Consider the following 17,473-nt stretch of genomic DNA (forward strand, 5'->3'; position numbering starts at 1 on the left):
GTCGGAGCTTTGTGCATAAAAAAGAGGATGTATCAATTTTGACACACCCTCTTATCATTAAAATATCATTTTGGCTTTTAAAGACCTAAAGCTTTTTTCGCATTTTCGTTATTAGGATTTACTGTCAATACTTTGTTAAAGTATTGTTTAGCCATTTCTTGATTGTTAAGCTTTGAATAATAATATCCAAGACCATAGTAAACCTGCTCCAAATATGCTTTTGCTTCATCATCAAGCTGTGGTTTTGCTTCCTCATATGCTGCAATCTTCTTATAGATATCAGCAACCTTGTCAGCATCATTCTTCATCTGTGCTGCATTAGCCTGATTAGACCAAATCCAATCAGAAATAGATGGGAACTTAACTACCATTTGATCGTAAATTGCAATGGCTTTATCCAAATAGGTATTCTTTACTGCTCTATCAGTTTCTGTTTCAGCTTTTTCTATCCATGCTTGAGCAAGTTTTGCCCAATCATTAGAGTTAGCATTTTGGTTCTTTGAAAGATAATCCATTTGAACTTTTAATGCATTTTCAACATCACCTTGAGCAATATAAACTTCAGCTATTGTCTTCATTGGCTCAAGATTTTTCTTGTCCATATCAAGAGCCTTGTTAAGATTCTCAATTGCCTTATCATATTCTTTATTACCTGCTAACGCTTTTCCATAAATAGCATAGTCATTAGCTACTTTCTTACCAGAACCGCTAAACATCTTGTTTGCAAAATTTAAAGCAGCAGTAAAGTCGCCCTTCTCAACCGAAGACATCATACCAACACGTGAAAGATATTCACTACTTGGGAAACGTTGCAAACCTGCTTCTACTATTTCCATAGCTTTATCATACTTTCTCAGAACATAAGCAGTATAGCTATATTTATAGAAGTTGTCCTCTGTTAAATTTGCACGATTAGCTTTATCGAACCAAGAAAGAGCTTCAGCAAATTTACCATCACCAAGCATAATTTCAGCAGCTGTAGCTTCTACGGGATAATTAGGCTCAACCTGACGAAGTTCTTCTAATTTCTGTATTGAAACTTGAGAATTTACGTGACGATATACTTTTGCATAACGCTCGTAGGCTGCAACATTATGAGGATCGAGGCTTATAGCAGTAGCGTAATGTTGAGCTGCAGAACCAGCATTACCAACACTATCTTGCAAAGCAACAATATCACCAAGAAGAAGATATCCTAATGTTCCATTCATCTTCTTGTTAGAAACGATAGAATTTGCAATCTTCATCGCTTCAGTAAAGTTACGCTGTGCCAAAAAAACGTTACCAAGAGCTGTAAGAGCTTGCTCATCTTTCTTATAGGTTTTAATATATTCTTTTATAAGGTCCTTACCAGCATTTAAATCTGTTGGTGCAGCTTCGATAGCGCTGATTATAGGATTTAGAGCTACCTTATAACCATCGTTTTGTGCTAATACAGGAGTTGATAAACTTAGTATCAAAGCTCCAGCTAATAAATATTTCTTTGTTTTCATAATCATTTATAAATTAGATAAACTTTATACTGGATTAGTAACTATGACTTAATATACAATAGAAAGTTTAATGATTTAATCGGTTTTTATTTTTACTTCACGAATTGTAATTTCAGCTCTATAAGGAAGCATACCCGTTTTTAACATTATCTTTTGTCCTATAGGACCAGCAATAAAGTTTGCAAATGCCCAGGGCAGAGCTTTATGAGGGTCTGCAACAATTGCGTAGATAGTTCTTACAAATGGATAACGACCATCAAGGAAATAAGCTTGATAGGGTTGCCAGCTATTATAATCTTCTGCTCTACTTGTTTTAGATATTGCCATGACGCGAATATCATTTCTAAATGTGGTGTTTGTGGAATCTTTTCGGTCATTCAACCAATTTGAGCCAATTACACCTATTGCGTTTGGAGTCTTCTTTACATATTCGATTACAGACTTACTATTCTTTGCTGCTACGATATTCTGACTCTTAATGTTTTTTCCATCTAATATTGAATCAACAACAAAATGTAGTGTTGCTGATGCTTTGTTATCGAATACAACTTCTATGTCTCCTTTATCTGAATTAGGATAAAGTTGTTTCCACTTTGTTACTTCGCCTTTAAGTAGACGCTTAACATCAGTAACTGTGATACATGAATCTAAGTTACTTTTATTGATGATAAATGCTATTCCATCATACCCTATAGGAAATACTGACGGAATAGGACCTTTACCTCTTAATATTGCATCTTCACCTTTTTGCAATCCGTGAGATGAAAATAAAAGATTCACCTTAAGGTCAAGGAGCATCTTCATTCCTGTGTTATCATCTGTATATACAGGTAAAAGATGAGTTTGAGGGAAACGATACTGATATACCTGCAATTCTTCGTCAATAAACTGACTAAAGCTTTCATCAGCGGCAAATTTAATTGTTCCTGATATTGGTGTATCTGTTCTACCATCCTTAGCTTTTTTCTCACCACATGATGAAAGAAAAACTACAGATGCAATAAATACTAAGAATATGTAGAATGCTGTTCGTTTCATAAAATACGAATTAATTTAATTTAAATGTAATTTAGATAGTGCGCGACATCTCAGGATTACCATTAATTAAACCAGAATTTTATTTTCGCATACTATTTTTTATCACGAAGTGCTTGAGCGTTTTGTTTGGTTCAACATTCTATACACATTTTGCGATTAACTGATAGAACCATAACTTAAAAAACAAATTTCACAATTACATAACCTTACAGATGAGTCCGCAACTTTCTGAGAACTCTGTAAATGAGAAATAAGCCATTCATTAACAAAACTTTCTCTAGTAACTACATTTGGTTTTACGCTTGATGAACCTAAGTCTTTCTCTCCAAATACGAGGAAAGAAAGACTATGGTTTGTATAATTCCTACAAAATGTAGCACTAAGTTCGATTCATTTTTTAATTAGTTCAGCTTAAATGTGATTGGAAGTTGGAACCAAACGTTAGCAGGTTGTCCGTTGTTCATACCTGGATTCCACTTTGGCATGCTGTTTACAACGCGAAGTGCTTCGCGGTCAAGTGCAGGGTCTACACCACGCATAACTTGTGCTTGGCTAACAGAACCATCACGTCCAACAACAAACTTCACAATTACTTTTCCCTGAATGTTATTTTCTGCTGCCGAAGCAGGATACTGCAAGTGAGATACAAGCCATGCTTGAACATTTCCTTTGAATGTTGGTGGTTGCTCAGCAAAAGTAAAGATCTTCTTTTCAATATCTTCTTTAGGAGCTTCTACCTTAGGAGCCTCTACTGGCTTCTCAATCTTAGGAATAATCTGCTCTGGCGTTGCCACAGTACTTTTATCAGCTACAATATTACGATCTTCAACACCTTCTTTTGTTTCAGCTCCGACTGCCTTGGTTTCTTTATTCATTTTAACCATTGGGGGCATTTCTTCCTTAACTTCTTTGTCATCTTTAATGACAGGTGCTGTAAATTTCACTGTAGCACGAGTTTCTGGAACAACTTTTTCAGGCTCAATCTTCTTGGGCTCTTCTTTCTTTTGTTGTTTCTTACGCTCTTCCTGCTCTTTCTTAGCTGCTTCTATTGCTTGCAACTCCATCTTAGCAGCATATGCTTCTTGTGCTGCAAGCTCATCATTGTGTTTCTTAACTTGATAAGCTAAATAGCCACCACCAATGAATGCAGCAACAAGCAAAATAATTAATGATTTGATATTTCGCTGTGAAACAGACTTACGAAGTTGATATGCTCCGTATGACTTGTTCTTATCAGCGAAAACCATATCGACCCATTTAGGATCGTATAAATCTATCTTTGCCATGTTTCTTTTCTTTAATTGTTATACATCATTAAAATTAAGCTTTAACACCCTTTTTCAAAAGCAAAGCTTTTTCTTCAGGTGTAACCTTATCAATGACATAAGTTGCAATATATGAAATCTGCATTTCATCAAGAATATCAACAAGATGCTTATAAGATGATTTATCAGTAGGCTTGATAATGACTGTCAAAGTTGGTACTTTCTTGCCATTTACATTACCTAACTTGATATTTGTAAGCTCAGCTTGATAAATGCTATCTGGATAAGCCTTTTCGTTAGCAGCTTTCTTCTTTTGCAAGTCTTGTACAGCAATACGCATATCGTTATAAGGAACGCTTGCGCCATTGTCTACTTCCTTGTGCTGAAGAACGTAACGAATACCAGTTTTGCCAGTGCTCCAATCAGCCTTTTTCAACCAATTAGGATTATCAAGTTGAGGTTTACCCTCACCATAGAACATCTTGTCATCTTCACCTATAAAGATAGTTATAGAGTGAGACTCCTTAGCTTCATTCTTCTTTGCGTCTTTTAAATTCTTGTCATTACTTGGCATTGTAAGCTCCATAGTTGAAGGCTTGCTAAGTGATGTACAAAGCATGAAGAATGTAATAAGCAACATAAGCATATCAACCATTGGCGTAAAGTCTACGCGAACAGTCATCTTTTTCTGCTTGCTTTCTTTTTTATTTGCCATTATTAGTTCTCCTTAGAAGCTGCTGTTGCAGCCTTTTTAGCGTCCAACTGTGTAATCATATAGTACTGACTTTCATCCATATCCTGGAGTTCGTTCATCACCTTCTTAACTGTACCATAAGGAGTATTTGCGTCAGATTTCAAAGCAATTTTAACTTTAGAATTTACTGTGCGAGCAGCATTAACCCATTGTTGAAATTCTGTCATATCCTGTCCTTCGATACTATCGAGAGGAATACCCATTTTGGGTAGTTCTTCACTTCGAGCTTTTGCTGATTTACTTAAAAAAGCTGGGAGTTTGTCTAATGGTGCTCCTATTGTAGATTCACCCAAAAAAGTTTTCTTCTGTTCTGGTGAAAGTTTTGCAACCATATCTACAATTTGTCCCAACTCATTAGTATTGTCGTAGCTCAAAAATACCTGGCCTTCGCCAGTTGGTTGACCAGCAGCATTCTTCTCAGGACTAATAATTACTGTAAGAACACCATTTTCAGGCGCTTTCATATCAGACACGGAACCAGGCGTATTTACTTTCACAGGCTCATTCTTTACGAATGTAGAGGTGAGCATGAAGAAAGTAAGCAGCAAGGTCATAACGTCTGACATCGGCGTCATGTCAATCCAAACGTCTTCTTTCTTAACTTTTACTTTACCCATAGCGATAATGTATTTAAAGGGTTAGCAAAAATTAAGCTTCTTCTGTATGGTTTACTTCGTATGTCTGAGCAATTGAGTAACCAACCTCGTCGAGTGCGTAAGTCAACTTGTCTACCTTGTTTGAGAAGTAGTTATAAGAAACTACAGCAAACCAAGAAGTAGCAATACCGAATGCAGTATTAATCAACGCCTCAGAAATACCAGCAGAAAGAGCAGTAGCATCAGTACCACCACCTGCAGACAAAGCAGAGAACGACTTGATCATACCAATTACAGTACCGAGAAGACCTGTAAGGGTACCAAGTGTAACGAGTGTTGCAATGATTGGGAGGTTCATTGTAAGAGTTGGCATCTCAAGCTGAGTTGCTTCTTCGTGAGCCTGTTGAATCTTAGCAACTTTCTGTGCCTTCTTCATACCTGCATTAGCACCACTTTCCATTGACTTATATGCGTTCAAAGAAGCAAGTACAACATTTGCAACAGAACCTTTTTGCTTATCGCAAAGCTGAGTAGCCTTGTTCATATCGTTATCTTTCAATGCAGACTTAATGTTTGCAACGAACTTAGGAAGTGTTCCATTACCAAAAGCGGTCTTTAAAGCCAACCAACGCTCGATAGACATAGCGAGCACAGTGAGCAACAATGTGTGAATAACAGGTACCACGATACCACCCTTAAAGATAGTACCCCATACGTCAGCAGGATGCTCTTTAGTTCCAGGATCTTGGAAATGCATATCATGTCCAAACCATGTAAAGAACAATACAAACGCTACGACACCGCAAACTGCGATAATCCAAAATGCGCCTCTAACTCCTGTGAAGCCCTCTGATTTCTTTTGTGGGGCTGCTTTTTGTTGTGTAGTTGCCATAAATGATAAAATTTTAATTTTTTAGTTATAAATGAATTGAATTATTAATATCTATTTGATTTTAAACTGATTGGATATTGAGTTATCAAAAACTGACCAACTTTCTCCGCACATTTTCGGCAAAGATAACAAATTATAGAGAACTACGTTCATAATTGACATCTTTTAACTGTTGTTTTTTGACTACTTTTATTATGTTTTTGCATCATTGTGGAAGTCTAAGTTTCTCCTTCTATCTCATTTCGTTTATTCATATTATAGGCATCAATTATTAAACCTTTATTATGAAATAAAAACTTTCTTTCGTTTATAGTTGTAAAACTAATTTCACCTTAATAGTTTCTTTCTTACACAATACTATTTTTTATTATATAAATTTAAAACGAAAAAACAAAGAGATTATTTCATTTTTGCCCTTATGAAATAATCTCTTTAACATATTTATAAGACACCTTATTATATATATGAAGTATTCTTCTTTATTTATACCTATAGGTGTAAATCGTGTCCCATTCTATCCTTCTTTGTTTTCAAATAACGGTAATCGTATTGGTTAGGACGTATTTCTATTGGAATATTTTCTTCTATTTCTAAACCATAAGCCTCTAAACCTACACGTTTTGTCGGGTTATTTGTCATTAAACGCATCTTATGAACACCAAGATGACGCAACATTTGAGCACCACATCCATAATTACGTTCATCAGATTTAAAGCCAAGATGTAAGTTAGCATCTACAGTATCTAATCCCTGTTCTTGTAACTTATAAGCAGCTATTTTGTTCATCAAGCCAATACCTCTTCCTTCTTGTTCCATATAGATCAAGACTCCTTTCCCCTCGGCCTCTATCATCTCCATTGCTTTATGCAATTGTTCACCACAATCGCAGCGTTCGCTACCAAGAACGTCGCCAGTAGCACAAGAAGAATGTACACGTACTAATACCGATTCATCTTCGCTCCACTCACCTTTTATCAACGCCATATGTTCAACGCCTGTAGATGTTTGACGGAAAGGAATTAAGCGGAAGTGTCCATATTTTGTAGGCATATCAACTTCTACACCAACTTCAATACTTGTTTCGCGTTTTAAACGATAAGCAATGATATCTTTTATACTGATAATTTTCATGTCCCACTCTTTAGCTTTTTCAATGAGTTGGGGCATTCTTGCCATTGTTCCGTCATCATTCATGATTTCCATTAACACACCTGCAGGGAAACAACCAGCCATTTTACAAAGGTCTATTGCGGCTTCAGTATGCCCAGAACGACGCAAAACACCATTGTCTTGTGCATATAATGGATTGATATGTCCAGGTCGACCAAACGTTTGTGGTGTTGACTTTGGATCAGCCAAAGCCTTTATAGTTTCCGAACGGTCATGAGCAGAAACTCCCGTTGAACAACCTTCCAATTTGTCTACAGTTACGGTAAATGGTGTACCAAGCACCGATGTATTATCAGATACCTGATGTGGTAAATCTAATTCTTTTGCGCGTGAAAGTGTTATTGGGACACAAAGAACACCACGAGCATTTTTCAACATAAAGTTCACCTTTTCAGGCGTAATCATTTCAGCAGCCATAATGAGGTCGCCCTCATTCTCTCGGTCTTCATCATCTACTACGATAACGAATTTACCTTCTTTAAAATCCTTTACAGCATCTTCAATGCTACTGAGTTTGAAGTTCTCCATAATTGTATTCTAAGTTTAAGGTCGATTTTAAATAAAATACGACCTTCGGTTTGATTTATAATTATTCTATTGTTACTGTTTCTGTTTAGCTATTATCTTTTCGCTTTCTTCAATAATATTATCGTTGGTCTGCTTAATAATTTTCAAATCACGATACAAGCGTAACCGGAAGCCCCACATTCTGAAATAAAGGAATAAGCCTACAGGTAAAATAATAGCTGCAGCTATATTCAGCCACTTATATTCAAAAGGACGTGTATGTGCTTTAGTTATCAATACAGGATACTTGTTAAGTTCTGAAAGAATTAACTTATTGCGTGTATTGGATAAATCATCAATAATCGTTTCAAGATTATTGCTTAATTGTTCTATCTCATGATCTGGCTGATATTTAAAGAATGTCCTAATAAAATTAGGAGGTGATTTTAAATTACTTTTTTGCACATAAGCTACAATATCTGCATTCATTTCTTTCAGCATAGTAGCATCAACAGCATACTTTGGTGCATTAATAATCACTTCCTTACTGCTAATACTTCGTTTTATACGCAAACCTAATATGCGCATAGCAAGATTACGATACATGTCAATATTGAAGACTGCCGAATCTTTATTAGCCTTGTAAGTAATAAAGATTGCTGTTGGTATAAGAATAGCAGGAGAAAGTCCTCTTCCAAACCATACAGCCCAATCGCCTTGTCTTGACATTCGATAACCTGTATTATTTAATATGTAATAAATAATAAAGACGAACACACTTATTATGATGGGGACTCCCAATCCTCCCTTACGAATAATTGCACCTAAAGGCGCACCAATAAAGAAGAAGATTAGACACGTTAGCGATAATAAATACTTATTTATTTCTGCGATATCGTGCATTCGTATCATTTTATCTCCATCACTGGTTATCATACTCTTAAAATCAAGATCTGATACAGTTTGTTGAGAATTTATCAAAGCACGTTCAATGGTTTGCCTACGCTCTTCAGGTGTCATTTTATTGTAAAGCGTGTCTAAATCAAAGTTTTTGGTTGAAGCAAGTGTCTTAGCTTTTACCAAATCACTCTTCTTTAGTTGCAAAACAGGATAAAGAACTTGTCGCGCATCTTGATAATATGCGTTGCCAACACTATCAAAAACTTGAACAAGCGAATCTTTATCGTGGCGGATTTTAGCAATACTCTTCGTACGGGCATCATCAGAAATTCTCGACATATCAATACGATTGAATTCGTCACTGAAGTCTATAACTAACTTTTTGTGAACAAATGATTCGCGACGATAAGGCACACTGGCACTACTACCAAATTCCTGCGAACGCATGTTTTCAAACCATTCGCCATTCCATAAATTTAAAACAAGATGTTTCTTCTCTGCTGTTGACTGCAATAAACCCGAATCGGCAAGTATGATGGCTTGATCTTCGTACGAATCGGTCATGCGGTAAATCATTATGTTATAAAGGCGTCCTGTTTTTAAATCACGCTTTTCAACATAAAGATTGGTATCTGGTATACCATCATAGAAGACTCCCTCAGGAATTTCCAATTCAGGATTCTTCTGCTTCATCGAATTCAACAACTGATTAAAATGTTTTTTAGCATTAGGACCAATGGTATCTTGGAAAAAAAACGAAACAAGTGCTATAAAAAATGTAAAAATTATTACTCCTCTGAAAGCTTTAATAAGCGAAATACCTGCAGCCTTTATAGCTGTAAGTTCTGAACTCTCACCAAGATTTCCAAAAGTAATAAGCGATGATAATAAAACAGCAAGTGGCAATGCTTCTGGAACCATCATCAAGCTCATATACCAAAAGAATTCTCCAAGAACATCAAGAGAAAGACCTTTACCTATCAGTTCATCAACATATTGCCACAGAAATTGCATCATCAGCACAAATAAGCTAACGATGAAAGTTCCTACGAAAAGCGTTCCAAACTGCTTTATAATAAATATGTCTAACTTTCTGATACGAAACATTTTCCGTTGTACAATGTACTAACTCTGCACAATTGTTTTGCAAAAGTACATAAAATAATCAGAGTAACCACCGATTTTTCATTTTTTATGTACAAACACAAATCATAAGGTATATATACAACTATCAAAAGCATATATTTTTGAAATATCATCAATAAATTTTCAAATAAATTTTGTCGGTTCACTTTTTTTATATACCTTTGCAACCGCTTTTCAAAAGCAGTTTGTTTAAGGGTTTTTGGCGGGATAGCTCAGTTGGTTAGAGCGTCGGATTCATAATCCGGAGGTCCGGGGATCGTAGCCCCGTCCCGCTACATAAATAAAAGGAGTTACATGGCGTAACTCCTTTTTTATTTTTATTGCTTATTCTTTGTTTCACTCACTAAGAAATGAGCATAGTAACAAATAAATAAGTTCAAAACTGTATCTTCTTATAAATGAATCAATTATGACTTATTGAAGTGTAAGTAATCTGGTAATTAGAAAAATGTAATTACAAATAATCAAAAACGTAATTACGTTTTTTAAAATTATAATTACAAATTTCAAATTCGTTATTATAATTTTTCAAGTACTTTTTATCATTAGCAAACATTTTAGTGTACTTTCTAAAATCACACTATTATTTCAATAGATAACGTCGTCTTGAATCAATATAAATCTAACAGCTTTGCAAAAAATGATTCACCAAATAAGGATGGCAAATTTTTAAACAATAAACAAAGGTGGTAATAAGTTTGTAAGGTATAGAATTTTCTGCACCTCTATTTATTGATAGAAGTGCAGAATTATTTTTATTGTTTCACAACTTTCTTACCATTTACAATATATACACCTTTGGGTAATTTATTTAAGTCATTAGATATGCTAATACCACTAAGACTAAAGTTTTTTTGTGTGTCTTTAGCTTTATTAGCAGGAAATTCAATAGATGTAGCATCTTTTGTAATAGAAACCCAATCCGTTACTACTTTATCATCTTTTCCAAAAAGAGAATAATAGGCATATTCACCTTGTTGAAACTCTTGCCAATATGCTCCTTCAGGTAAATTAACAATACATTCGATGAGTTCGGGCTTATTATCCCATATCCAACTGATACTACCTGCGTAATTATCTGTATTTATGCCACCACCTTTAGCACGTAAATTACAACGTTCAAATTTCCAATACCCATCACACAAGCCATATTCTCCTCCACTTACTTCAATAGTACAGTTACTTACAATAATAGAGCCTCGGTTAAAAATACCCTTTTGGAAGTTCTTATCGCTTGCAGTAGAAGAGCCTATTATAGTTAGCTTACCATCACCTATGAATGTTAAAGTATTATCTGGACCATTCCAAAGTCCCACACTCTTTTCAGAAACAATAGTATTGTTTCCAATGATTCGAATGGTTAAGTCTCCTATAATATTATAGATACCTGGACCATTTATTGTTTCTGCTGAATTATGAATAGTTGCATTTTCAAGCGTGAGGGTTTTGGTTGCTTCATCGTACTTTACAATACCTGATACACCATCTATAACAGAAAGATCATCACAATTGTCATGGGTTATTGGTGCACCAGCTATTGAAATTTCATTTTCTTCTGCTTGTGCTTGTACCTTAATTGTCCACATCGTCGCCACTATGGCAAGGATGAACGAAAATAAAACTTGTTTCTTCATGATTCTTTTGTTTTTAATGGTTGATAATTGGACAAATACTCTTGCTGTGTCGTTTATTCCTAAAATAAACGATTCTTTGCTACTTGAAAAGAAGTAGTAAGTTGATAATGATGCAAATACTTCGAGGGTGTGTCAAAACTCGTTTTCAGCTAAAGACAGCTATCATTTTGTAAAGAAAAACCGTTACCAAAGAGTTAATAACTCAATGATAACGGTTACTTTAATATTTATGAGGGAGTGAAACTGTTAATATGAAAGGAAGCTTTTCTGAATTCTTAGTTTTGACACACCCCCAGAATTATTTTTATTGTTTCACAACTTTCTTACCATTTACAATATATACGCCTTTGGGTAATTTATTTAAGTCGTTAGATACGCGAACACCGCTAAGAGTATAAATTCCTTGTGCAGTTTTAACAGCTATATTAATGTTTGGAGTTTCGATAGATGTTGCATCTTTAACTATCATAACCTTATCAGTTACTTTTTCTCCATTCAAAGCAACACAGTGCATAGATGGGTCAAATGCTGCGCCTGAAGGTTCAGATATTTTACTTCCTATCATAGTAAGGGTGGCAAAATCACAAATTGAACCTTTTTCTGTACCTTCTGCAGTTATTGTGGCATTCTTAATTATAAGATTTTCGGTTTCACCATTAAACCCTGCAATACCATATTCTTTACTTTTAGCATTTATGGTACAATTTTCGATTGTAAGATTGCCCTTGTTTGCATAGATGGCACAATTTTTCTGACAGGTTATGTCAAGTGTTCCTTCACCTGTAATGGTAATTGAGTTTTCATACAAAATACCAGAGGCGCTTTCTGTTTGAAGTCTATTATAACCAGATACTTTAATAATCAAGCCATCAATTTTAGAAGAAATGGCAGTTTTATACTTATCTCCAATTATAGATGCATTTTCCAATGTAAGTGTCTTTGTTGCATCATCGTACTTTACTATGCCACTCACACCTGGTATGAAAGATAGGTCTTTGCAGTTTCTAGAAGTTACTTGTGTAAGCGCAATGGTGAGATCGTAATACTCTTGAGCTTGTGTTGTACTTGTCCACAATGTAGCCATTGCTACAAGCACAAATGAAAGTAGTGCTTTTTTCTTCATAATTTTTTGTTTTTAAAGTTTTATAATTAGATAAATATTTTATTTGGTTCAGCTTTTCAAAAAATGGTAAAGGAGAATACAGAAAGTCCCACTCACAACTCCTTGTTACGGAGGTGCAAATGGGACTTTTATGGAAATTTGGTATTATTGTTTCGATATGCTGCATTACAGCTTTTCGAAATATTTTCCGTTAATAGTTTCATTGTATTCGGGCTTTTAAAGGTTGTTGTTTGTTAGACTAACGCTTGCAAATGTAAATCATTTTTTTGAGAATTGCAAGAGATATTGCAAAAAATTGCTAACAATTGTAAACCTACCCGAGATAGAATTAACGTCTTAATAAATGAGTTTCATTCCTACATAGAAACAACGTGGAAGCGACGGACCATATATATAGGAAGCATCTCGATTCCACCCTTTGTCTAAGTCATGCTGATAAACATTACCTATATTTTGTATTCCTGCATTGATTTGAGCTTTTATTTGTTTGAAAATATTGAAGTCATAACTTGCTTTTACACTCAGTGTAAAGAAAGAAGGTGTATGTACTACAACAGGGTTATCTACACCAGAACCTGCAGCATGACCTACAAGCATTGAGCCATTGTAATTACCAGATACAGAAACTGACATGCGCTTTATAGGAGATGATTGTAATGTAAAATAGCCATATACGTTAGGTGTACGTAAAAATTTCTTTTCTGCTGGTGCATCTTCGTCCCATTCCACAGCATCTTTATATTCGCTGCGTTGTATTGTTAGTCCACTTTGCAAAGAGAACCATTTTGAAAATACTGCTTTTCCTTCTGCATTCACTCCCCAAACTGTTGCTTGATTTGCATTGAAACGTTCGAGAATACGAATACCATTCTCATCGTGGTCGTTTAAAACACGCTGCGCAAACACATTATTTAAGTGTGTAAAGAAGCCTTCTATCAAGAAATTTGTCTGCACATTACCAATGTTTAAATACATATCGGCAGAAAAGCTCAGACTATTGGAACGTTCTTCTTTCAAATCTTTTGCTAAATAGGTTTTTATTCGTTCACCGCCTGCCATGCTCGTATGTAAATCTTCATCGAAAGTTTGAGGCGCACGGAAACCACCAGCATAGGTTAAACGCAAATGAATATTAGGTGTTGCATTGAAGCGCAAATTTAATCGTGGACTAAAAATAAGATGGTTGATAAGATTGTGCTTATCGAAACGTCCACCTAAGAGAATACCCCAATGTTCATTCTTCCATTCGTTTTGCAAAAACAAACTACCTGTACGTACAGTTTGTCGGGTTATGACATCATATCCAAGTGCGTGGTCTTTTAATGCATCGTAGGTATATTCTGTGCCTAAAGTAAGTTGGGCAGGCATAAAAAGCAGATTTCCAAAATTGTGAACGAACTGCATTCCTCCCATTAAATTTGTATCGTGTGTTTTGCTATAAGCTTTTAAAGCCTCGGCTTTACTTTCGTCAGAACCATCGCCTGTGCCTCCATAATAACTATCGCGTGATACGATTTGAAAAGAAGCATAAGCTGTGAGATGATTCAACCCGTTTGGAGTGAATAGATCGTAACTCAGCGAGCCACCATTAATATTATGGTCGAGTTTCTCTGCAATATTTGATTCGTGCATAGGAAGATACAAATTGTTTCCGCCACGACGATATTCATTCAAAGCATGATATTGCAATTTCAGTTTAGAATAGTTATTTAATCGCAGGAAGGCGCCCATGCCTATCGTTTTATTGATAAGCTTTGGAAGGTCGGTAAATCCATCTTGATCTCTGTCGTAACCACCACGATTTCTGCTCTGTCCATAAACTGAAAATCCAGCTTTATTATTACTTGACACGATGGAAGTATTAACAGTTGTGTTGTTATCAAATGTTTTTCCTCCTTCGTAAGCTGTGAAAGTATGCGCCAATTCAGCGTAATTGTTCAAGGGTTCTTTCGTAATAATATTGATTGTTCCGCCAATTGCTGACGAACCATATAATGCAGAACCGCCACCTCTTACAACTTCTACTCGTTCTATCATGTTGGCAGGAATTTGCTCTAAGCCATAAACTCCTTGCAAAGCAGAGAATACGGGGCGCGAATCTATGAGTATTTGCGAATAATGTCCATCTAATCCATTGATGCGAACTTGCGAGAACCCGCAGTTAGCACAATTATCTTCTGTGCGAACACCTGGCTGAAAGTTTAATCCTTGTGCCAAACACATTGAATTGGTAATGTTGAACATACGTGTATCTATTACATTCACCAAGGTTGGTGCATTGCGTCGTAAAGAAACGCTTCGATTTGATGATACCACTACTTCGTCTAATGCTACCTCATCAGTTGTTAATACAAAGTCGATTGTTTGGTTTGTATTCTTTTCCACTTCGAGCGTTTGTTTTGCAGAATGATATCCTGTTGCACGCGCTCCAACTATCTGTTTACCGAGTGGTAAATCTTCCAAATGATAATAACCTTCTGCATTGGTAACGCTTACTATCATTGTTCCTTCTACTTGCACAGCCACGTGTGGTATTGGTTCTCCAGTGGCTTTATCAGTTACGTGCCCAACAATATTTGCATTTGTTTTCAATTCTCCATTTGCACTCAATGTCATCGGCACTATTACCAATACGATGAGCATTATAAGTTTAAACCCATTTAGGGCTGTCGTGTACTTTTGTTTCATTTCGTTTTTTAATTTGCTAATTAATTTACCAAAGTGTTGTGAACATTCTTCATTGTTCAGCTTTTCATCGGTGTTTATTCGTATGATGCAAAGTTACTGCTATTTGTTTTTCTTCACAATACCTATAACTTAGGATTTTTAAGAATATGGTATTCCCCAAAAGTTAGTAAGTTAGGCTGATAAATCCTATGCCATTTTCAACAGGTTGATAATGATAAAAAGTAATTATCATCGGTATGATAATGAATTATCAGACATATGATAACGGATTATCATAAGCATGATAATGACTATTTATCTTTATCAACATTCTAAAAAAGGTGTATCAAAACATTTGCTTTGATACACCTTTTCTAAAAACAAAGTAAAAACTTATTTAATTCTTTCAGCTAAGGATTATCTAATAACCTTTGTTATCGATTTCTTACTATTGCTGTATGTTATAGTCTTAATATAGATTCCCTTTTCACACTTAGGTATTCTGCGACCAGACAAATCGAAGTAGGTTGTATTCACAATCTTTGCGTCAGAATCTATGTCGTTTATGTTTGTTGAAGGATTCTTTGCCCATACAATTTCTGAACGACTTACCTCCTCACCTATCTTATGAAGAACTTGCACGCCTACTCTATCGTAGTTTTCAACCATTGCAAAGAATAAGTGCATATCGCCTTGATGATAGAAAAATTGCTTGTCCTGAAATAAGTATGGGATATCTATCATGTCTTCTTCCAATCCCGAATAATCCTCTTCGGTAAATGTCATCGGTTTATCATCTGTGTCAAAGTACACATTATAATATAAGTAGTCGGGCATTATGTATTTTCCATTTACGTCTTTAGTTTCCATAACGAACTTTACACTCATGCCATCCGTCTCGTCGTAAGGCGATATTTCCTTAATTATCGGTGCTGCAGGCTTACGCAAAGTCATATCATACATTTTAATAGTAGGTTCTCCGTAAGCAGCCCATGCAGCAATGGTTTCGCTTCCTTCGTTTATAATCATTAAACTATTTGGCGCACTCACAAGCTTTTTCGTATTTTTATCGTAACTGAATACTACTTCATCGGCCTTTTCAGCTTGCATATGTTTCTTGCCTTCATCGTCTATTCTGAACGAACAAGTTGCTGGGAACATGAAGACGTAGGCGTGTTCGTCTTCAGCAATTCCGATGTATTGCGACTTAAAAACAACAGTGTTTCCTTTTATTTCTCCCTTTATCCATAAAGCATCGTTGTCTTCACCACTAAACATATATGGACATTGAATATAGGCTTCTGTTTCTGATAAAGCAACCTTTATATTTTCTTCTTTTATATTTCCTCTTACATCTGTGTAAGTAATAGTGAAGTTTTGAGCTTCCAATTCGTCGGGCAACTCTGTTTTCTCTTCCTTAAATGGCTTTATAAGAATATTGGAAGTGGCAAATCCTTGCCATTGTCCTTCGTTGTCAGTTAGTCCGATGATAACATTTGGAAGCTCTACTTCGTTATTCATTCCTTCATCTTCTTGCGCCAATACTCCATCGGTAAATGTGAAATGGACGTCTCCCTTGAACTGCTTATTGCTATCATATTCGGGAACATATATCCAGTCTTCCCCGTCTTTGATAAGTACTAAACGAGTTGCATATAGCTTTATCTTCTCATTATTGTCATTATAACCAACATCAATAGCTTGCGGAGTGTGTAGCGTATATTTGCCTTCTCCGTTAGATTCTAACTTCGTATAAGAAAAAGTATAGCATTTCCCAAGTGCATTGAATAGATAAAGATTGTTATCTTTGCCTACAATATAACTAGCTAAAGCACAAGTTTGACGAGAAAAACTTGCACTTCCATTCTCAGGTACTGCACAAATGGAAATACGTTGCAATTCGTCTGTCTCTTCACCAGCAGGTTTGTCTTTTATAATTTCTTCGTCTTTTACTGGTAGTACCGTAGTTAAACTCTTAGATTGCTGCATTACTTTTGCTTTCTCCAAAAGTAAAACATTGCCATTTAAAAGAACATAAGATGGTGTTTGGGCCAAAACACAATGGCTAATTAGTGTCATTACCGACATTAAGATAAGTTTTTTCATAAGCATTTATTATTTATCAAAAATATAATAACATTTAAATCTTAGTAATATGCTTTAGGTTAATGCTTTCATGCATCGATGATGCAAAATTATTGATTTCTTTTTAATTATTAAAAACTTCTCTATATTTTTTGGCGTAATGGACATTTGGTAGGCTGAAAAGCTCACGGATTTTAGTAATG

General features: G+C 35.5%; 12 protein-coding genes and 1 tRNA gene. 1 reads left to right on the top strand and 12 read right to left on the bottom strand.

Features of this window, described 5'->3' with window-relative positions:
• Positions 1-77 precede the first annotated feature (77 nt).
• From HXN26_RS08945 to HXN26_RS08980, 8 genes are all read right to left on the bottom strand, one after another.
• On the bottom strand, positions 78-1,493 hold the full coding sequence (locus tag HXN26_RS08945) for a tetratricopeptide repeat protein (RefSeq protein ID WP_025000071.1): 1,416 nt from the start codon (positions 1,491-1,493) through the stop codon (positions 78-80).
• Between the two features lie 75 nt (positions 1,494-1,568).
• The gene (locus HXN26_RS08950) at positions 1,569-2,531 is read right to left on the bottom strand and encodes a PstS family phosphate ABC transporter substrate-binding protein (protein WP_273160766.1); all 963 of its coding nucleotides are present in this window, start codon (positions 2,529-2,531) and stop codon (positions 1,569-1,571) included.
• Between the two features lie 401 nt (positions 2,532-2,932).
• On the bottom strand, positions 2,933-3,817 hold the full coding sequence (locus tag HXN26_RS08955) for an energy transducer TonB (RefSeq protein WP_025000069.1): 885 nt from the start codon (positions 3,815-3,817) through the stop codon (positions 2,933-2,935).
• Positions 3,818-3,851: 34 nt separating this feature from the next.
• Positions 3,852-4,511, bottom strand: a complete 660-nt coding sequence (locus HXN26_RS08960) for an ExbD/TolR family protein (RefSeq protein ID WP_273160768.1) — start codon at positions 4,509-4,511, stop codon at positions 3,852-3,854.
• Between the two features lie 2 nt (positions 4,512-4,513).
• Positions 4,514-5,167, bottom strand: coding sequence for an ExbD/TolR family protein (locus HXN26_RS08965; RefSeq protein ID WP_273160770.1), 654 nt, complete (start codon positions 5,165-5,167; stop codon positions 4,514-4,516).
• A 31-nt stretch (positions 5,168-5,198) separates the two neighbouring features.
• Entirely contained in the window at positions 5,199-6,038 is an 840-nt protein-coding gene (locus HXN26_RS08970) for a MotA/TolQ/ExbB proton channel family protein (RefSeq protein WP_273160772.1), read from the bottom strand.
• 489 nt (positions 6,039-6,527) lie between these two features.
• Positions 6,528-7,736 carry a bifunctional 3,4-dihydroxy-2-butanone-4-phosphate synthase/GTP cyclohydrolase II gene (locus tag HXN26_RS08975; RefSeq protein ID WP_025000065.1) on the bottom strand — a complete coding sequence of 403 codons (1,209 nt, stop codon included), beginning with the start codon at positions 7,734-7,736 and terminating at the stop codon, positions 6,528-6,530.
• A 72-nt stretch (positions 7,737-7,808) separates the two neighbouring features.
• Positions 7,809-9,722: an LptF/LptG family permease gene (locus HXN26_RS08980; RefSeq protein ID WP_273160774.1), complete on the bottom strand. Its 1,914-nt coding sequence runs from the start codon at positions 9,720-9,722 to the stop codon at positions 7,809-7,811.
• Positions 9,723-9,962: 240 nt separating this feature from the next.
• On the opposite strand from HXN26_RS08980, the gene HXN26_RS08985 reads away from it, so the two are divergent.
• Positions 9,963-10,036, top strand: a tRNA-Met gene (locus HXN26_RS08985).
• Between the two features lie 480 nt (positions 10,037-10,516).
• On the opposite strand, the gene HXN26_RS08990 is transcribed toward HXN26_RS08985, so the two are convergent.
• The 4 genes from HXN26_RS08990 to HXN26_RS09005 form a co-directional block, all read right to left on the bottom strand.
• Complete coding sequence (locus HXN26_RS08990; RefSeq protein WP_025000063.1) at positions 10,517-11,395, bottom strand: hypothetical protein; 879 nt, start codon at positions 11,393-11,395, stop codon at positions 10,517-10,519.
• A gap of 304 nt (positions 11,396-11,699) precedes the next feature.
• Positions 11,700-12,518, bottom strand: a complete 819-nt coding sequence (locus HXN26_RS08995) for a peptidase (RefSeq protein ID WP_273160776.1) — start codon at positions 12,516-12,518, stop codon at positions 11,700-11,702.
• A gap of 336 nt (positions 12,519-12,854) precedes the next feature.
• Positions 12,855-15,206, bottom strand: coding sequence for a TonB-dependent receptor (locus HXN26_RS09000; RefSeq protein ID WP_273160777.1), 2,352 nt, complete (start codon positions 15,204-15,206; stop codon positions 12,855-12,857).
• 396 nt (positions 15,207-15,602) lie between these two features.
• Complete coding sequence (locus tag HXN26_RS09005; RefSeq protein WP_273160779.1) at positions 15,603-17,291, bottom strand: hypothetical protein; 1,689 nt, start codon at positions 17,289-17,291, stop codon at positions 15,603-15,605.
• Positions 17,292-17,473 lie beyond the last annotated feature (182 nt).

The sequence above is a fragment of the Prevotella aurantiaca genome (assembly GCF_015262605.1).
Taxonomy (GTDB): domain Bacteria; phylum Bacteroidota; class Bacteroidia; order Bacteroidales; family Bacteroidaceae; genus Prevotella; species Prevotella aurantiaca.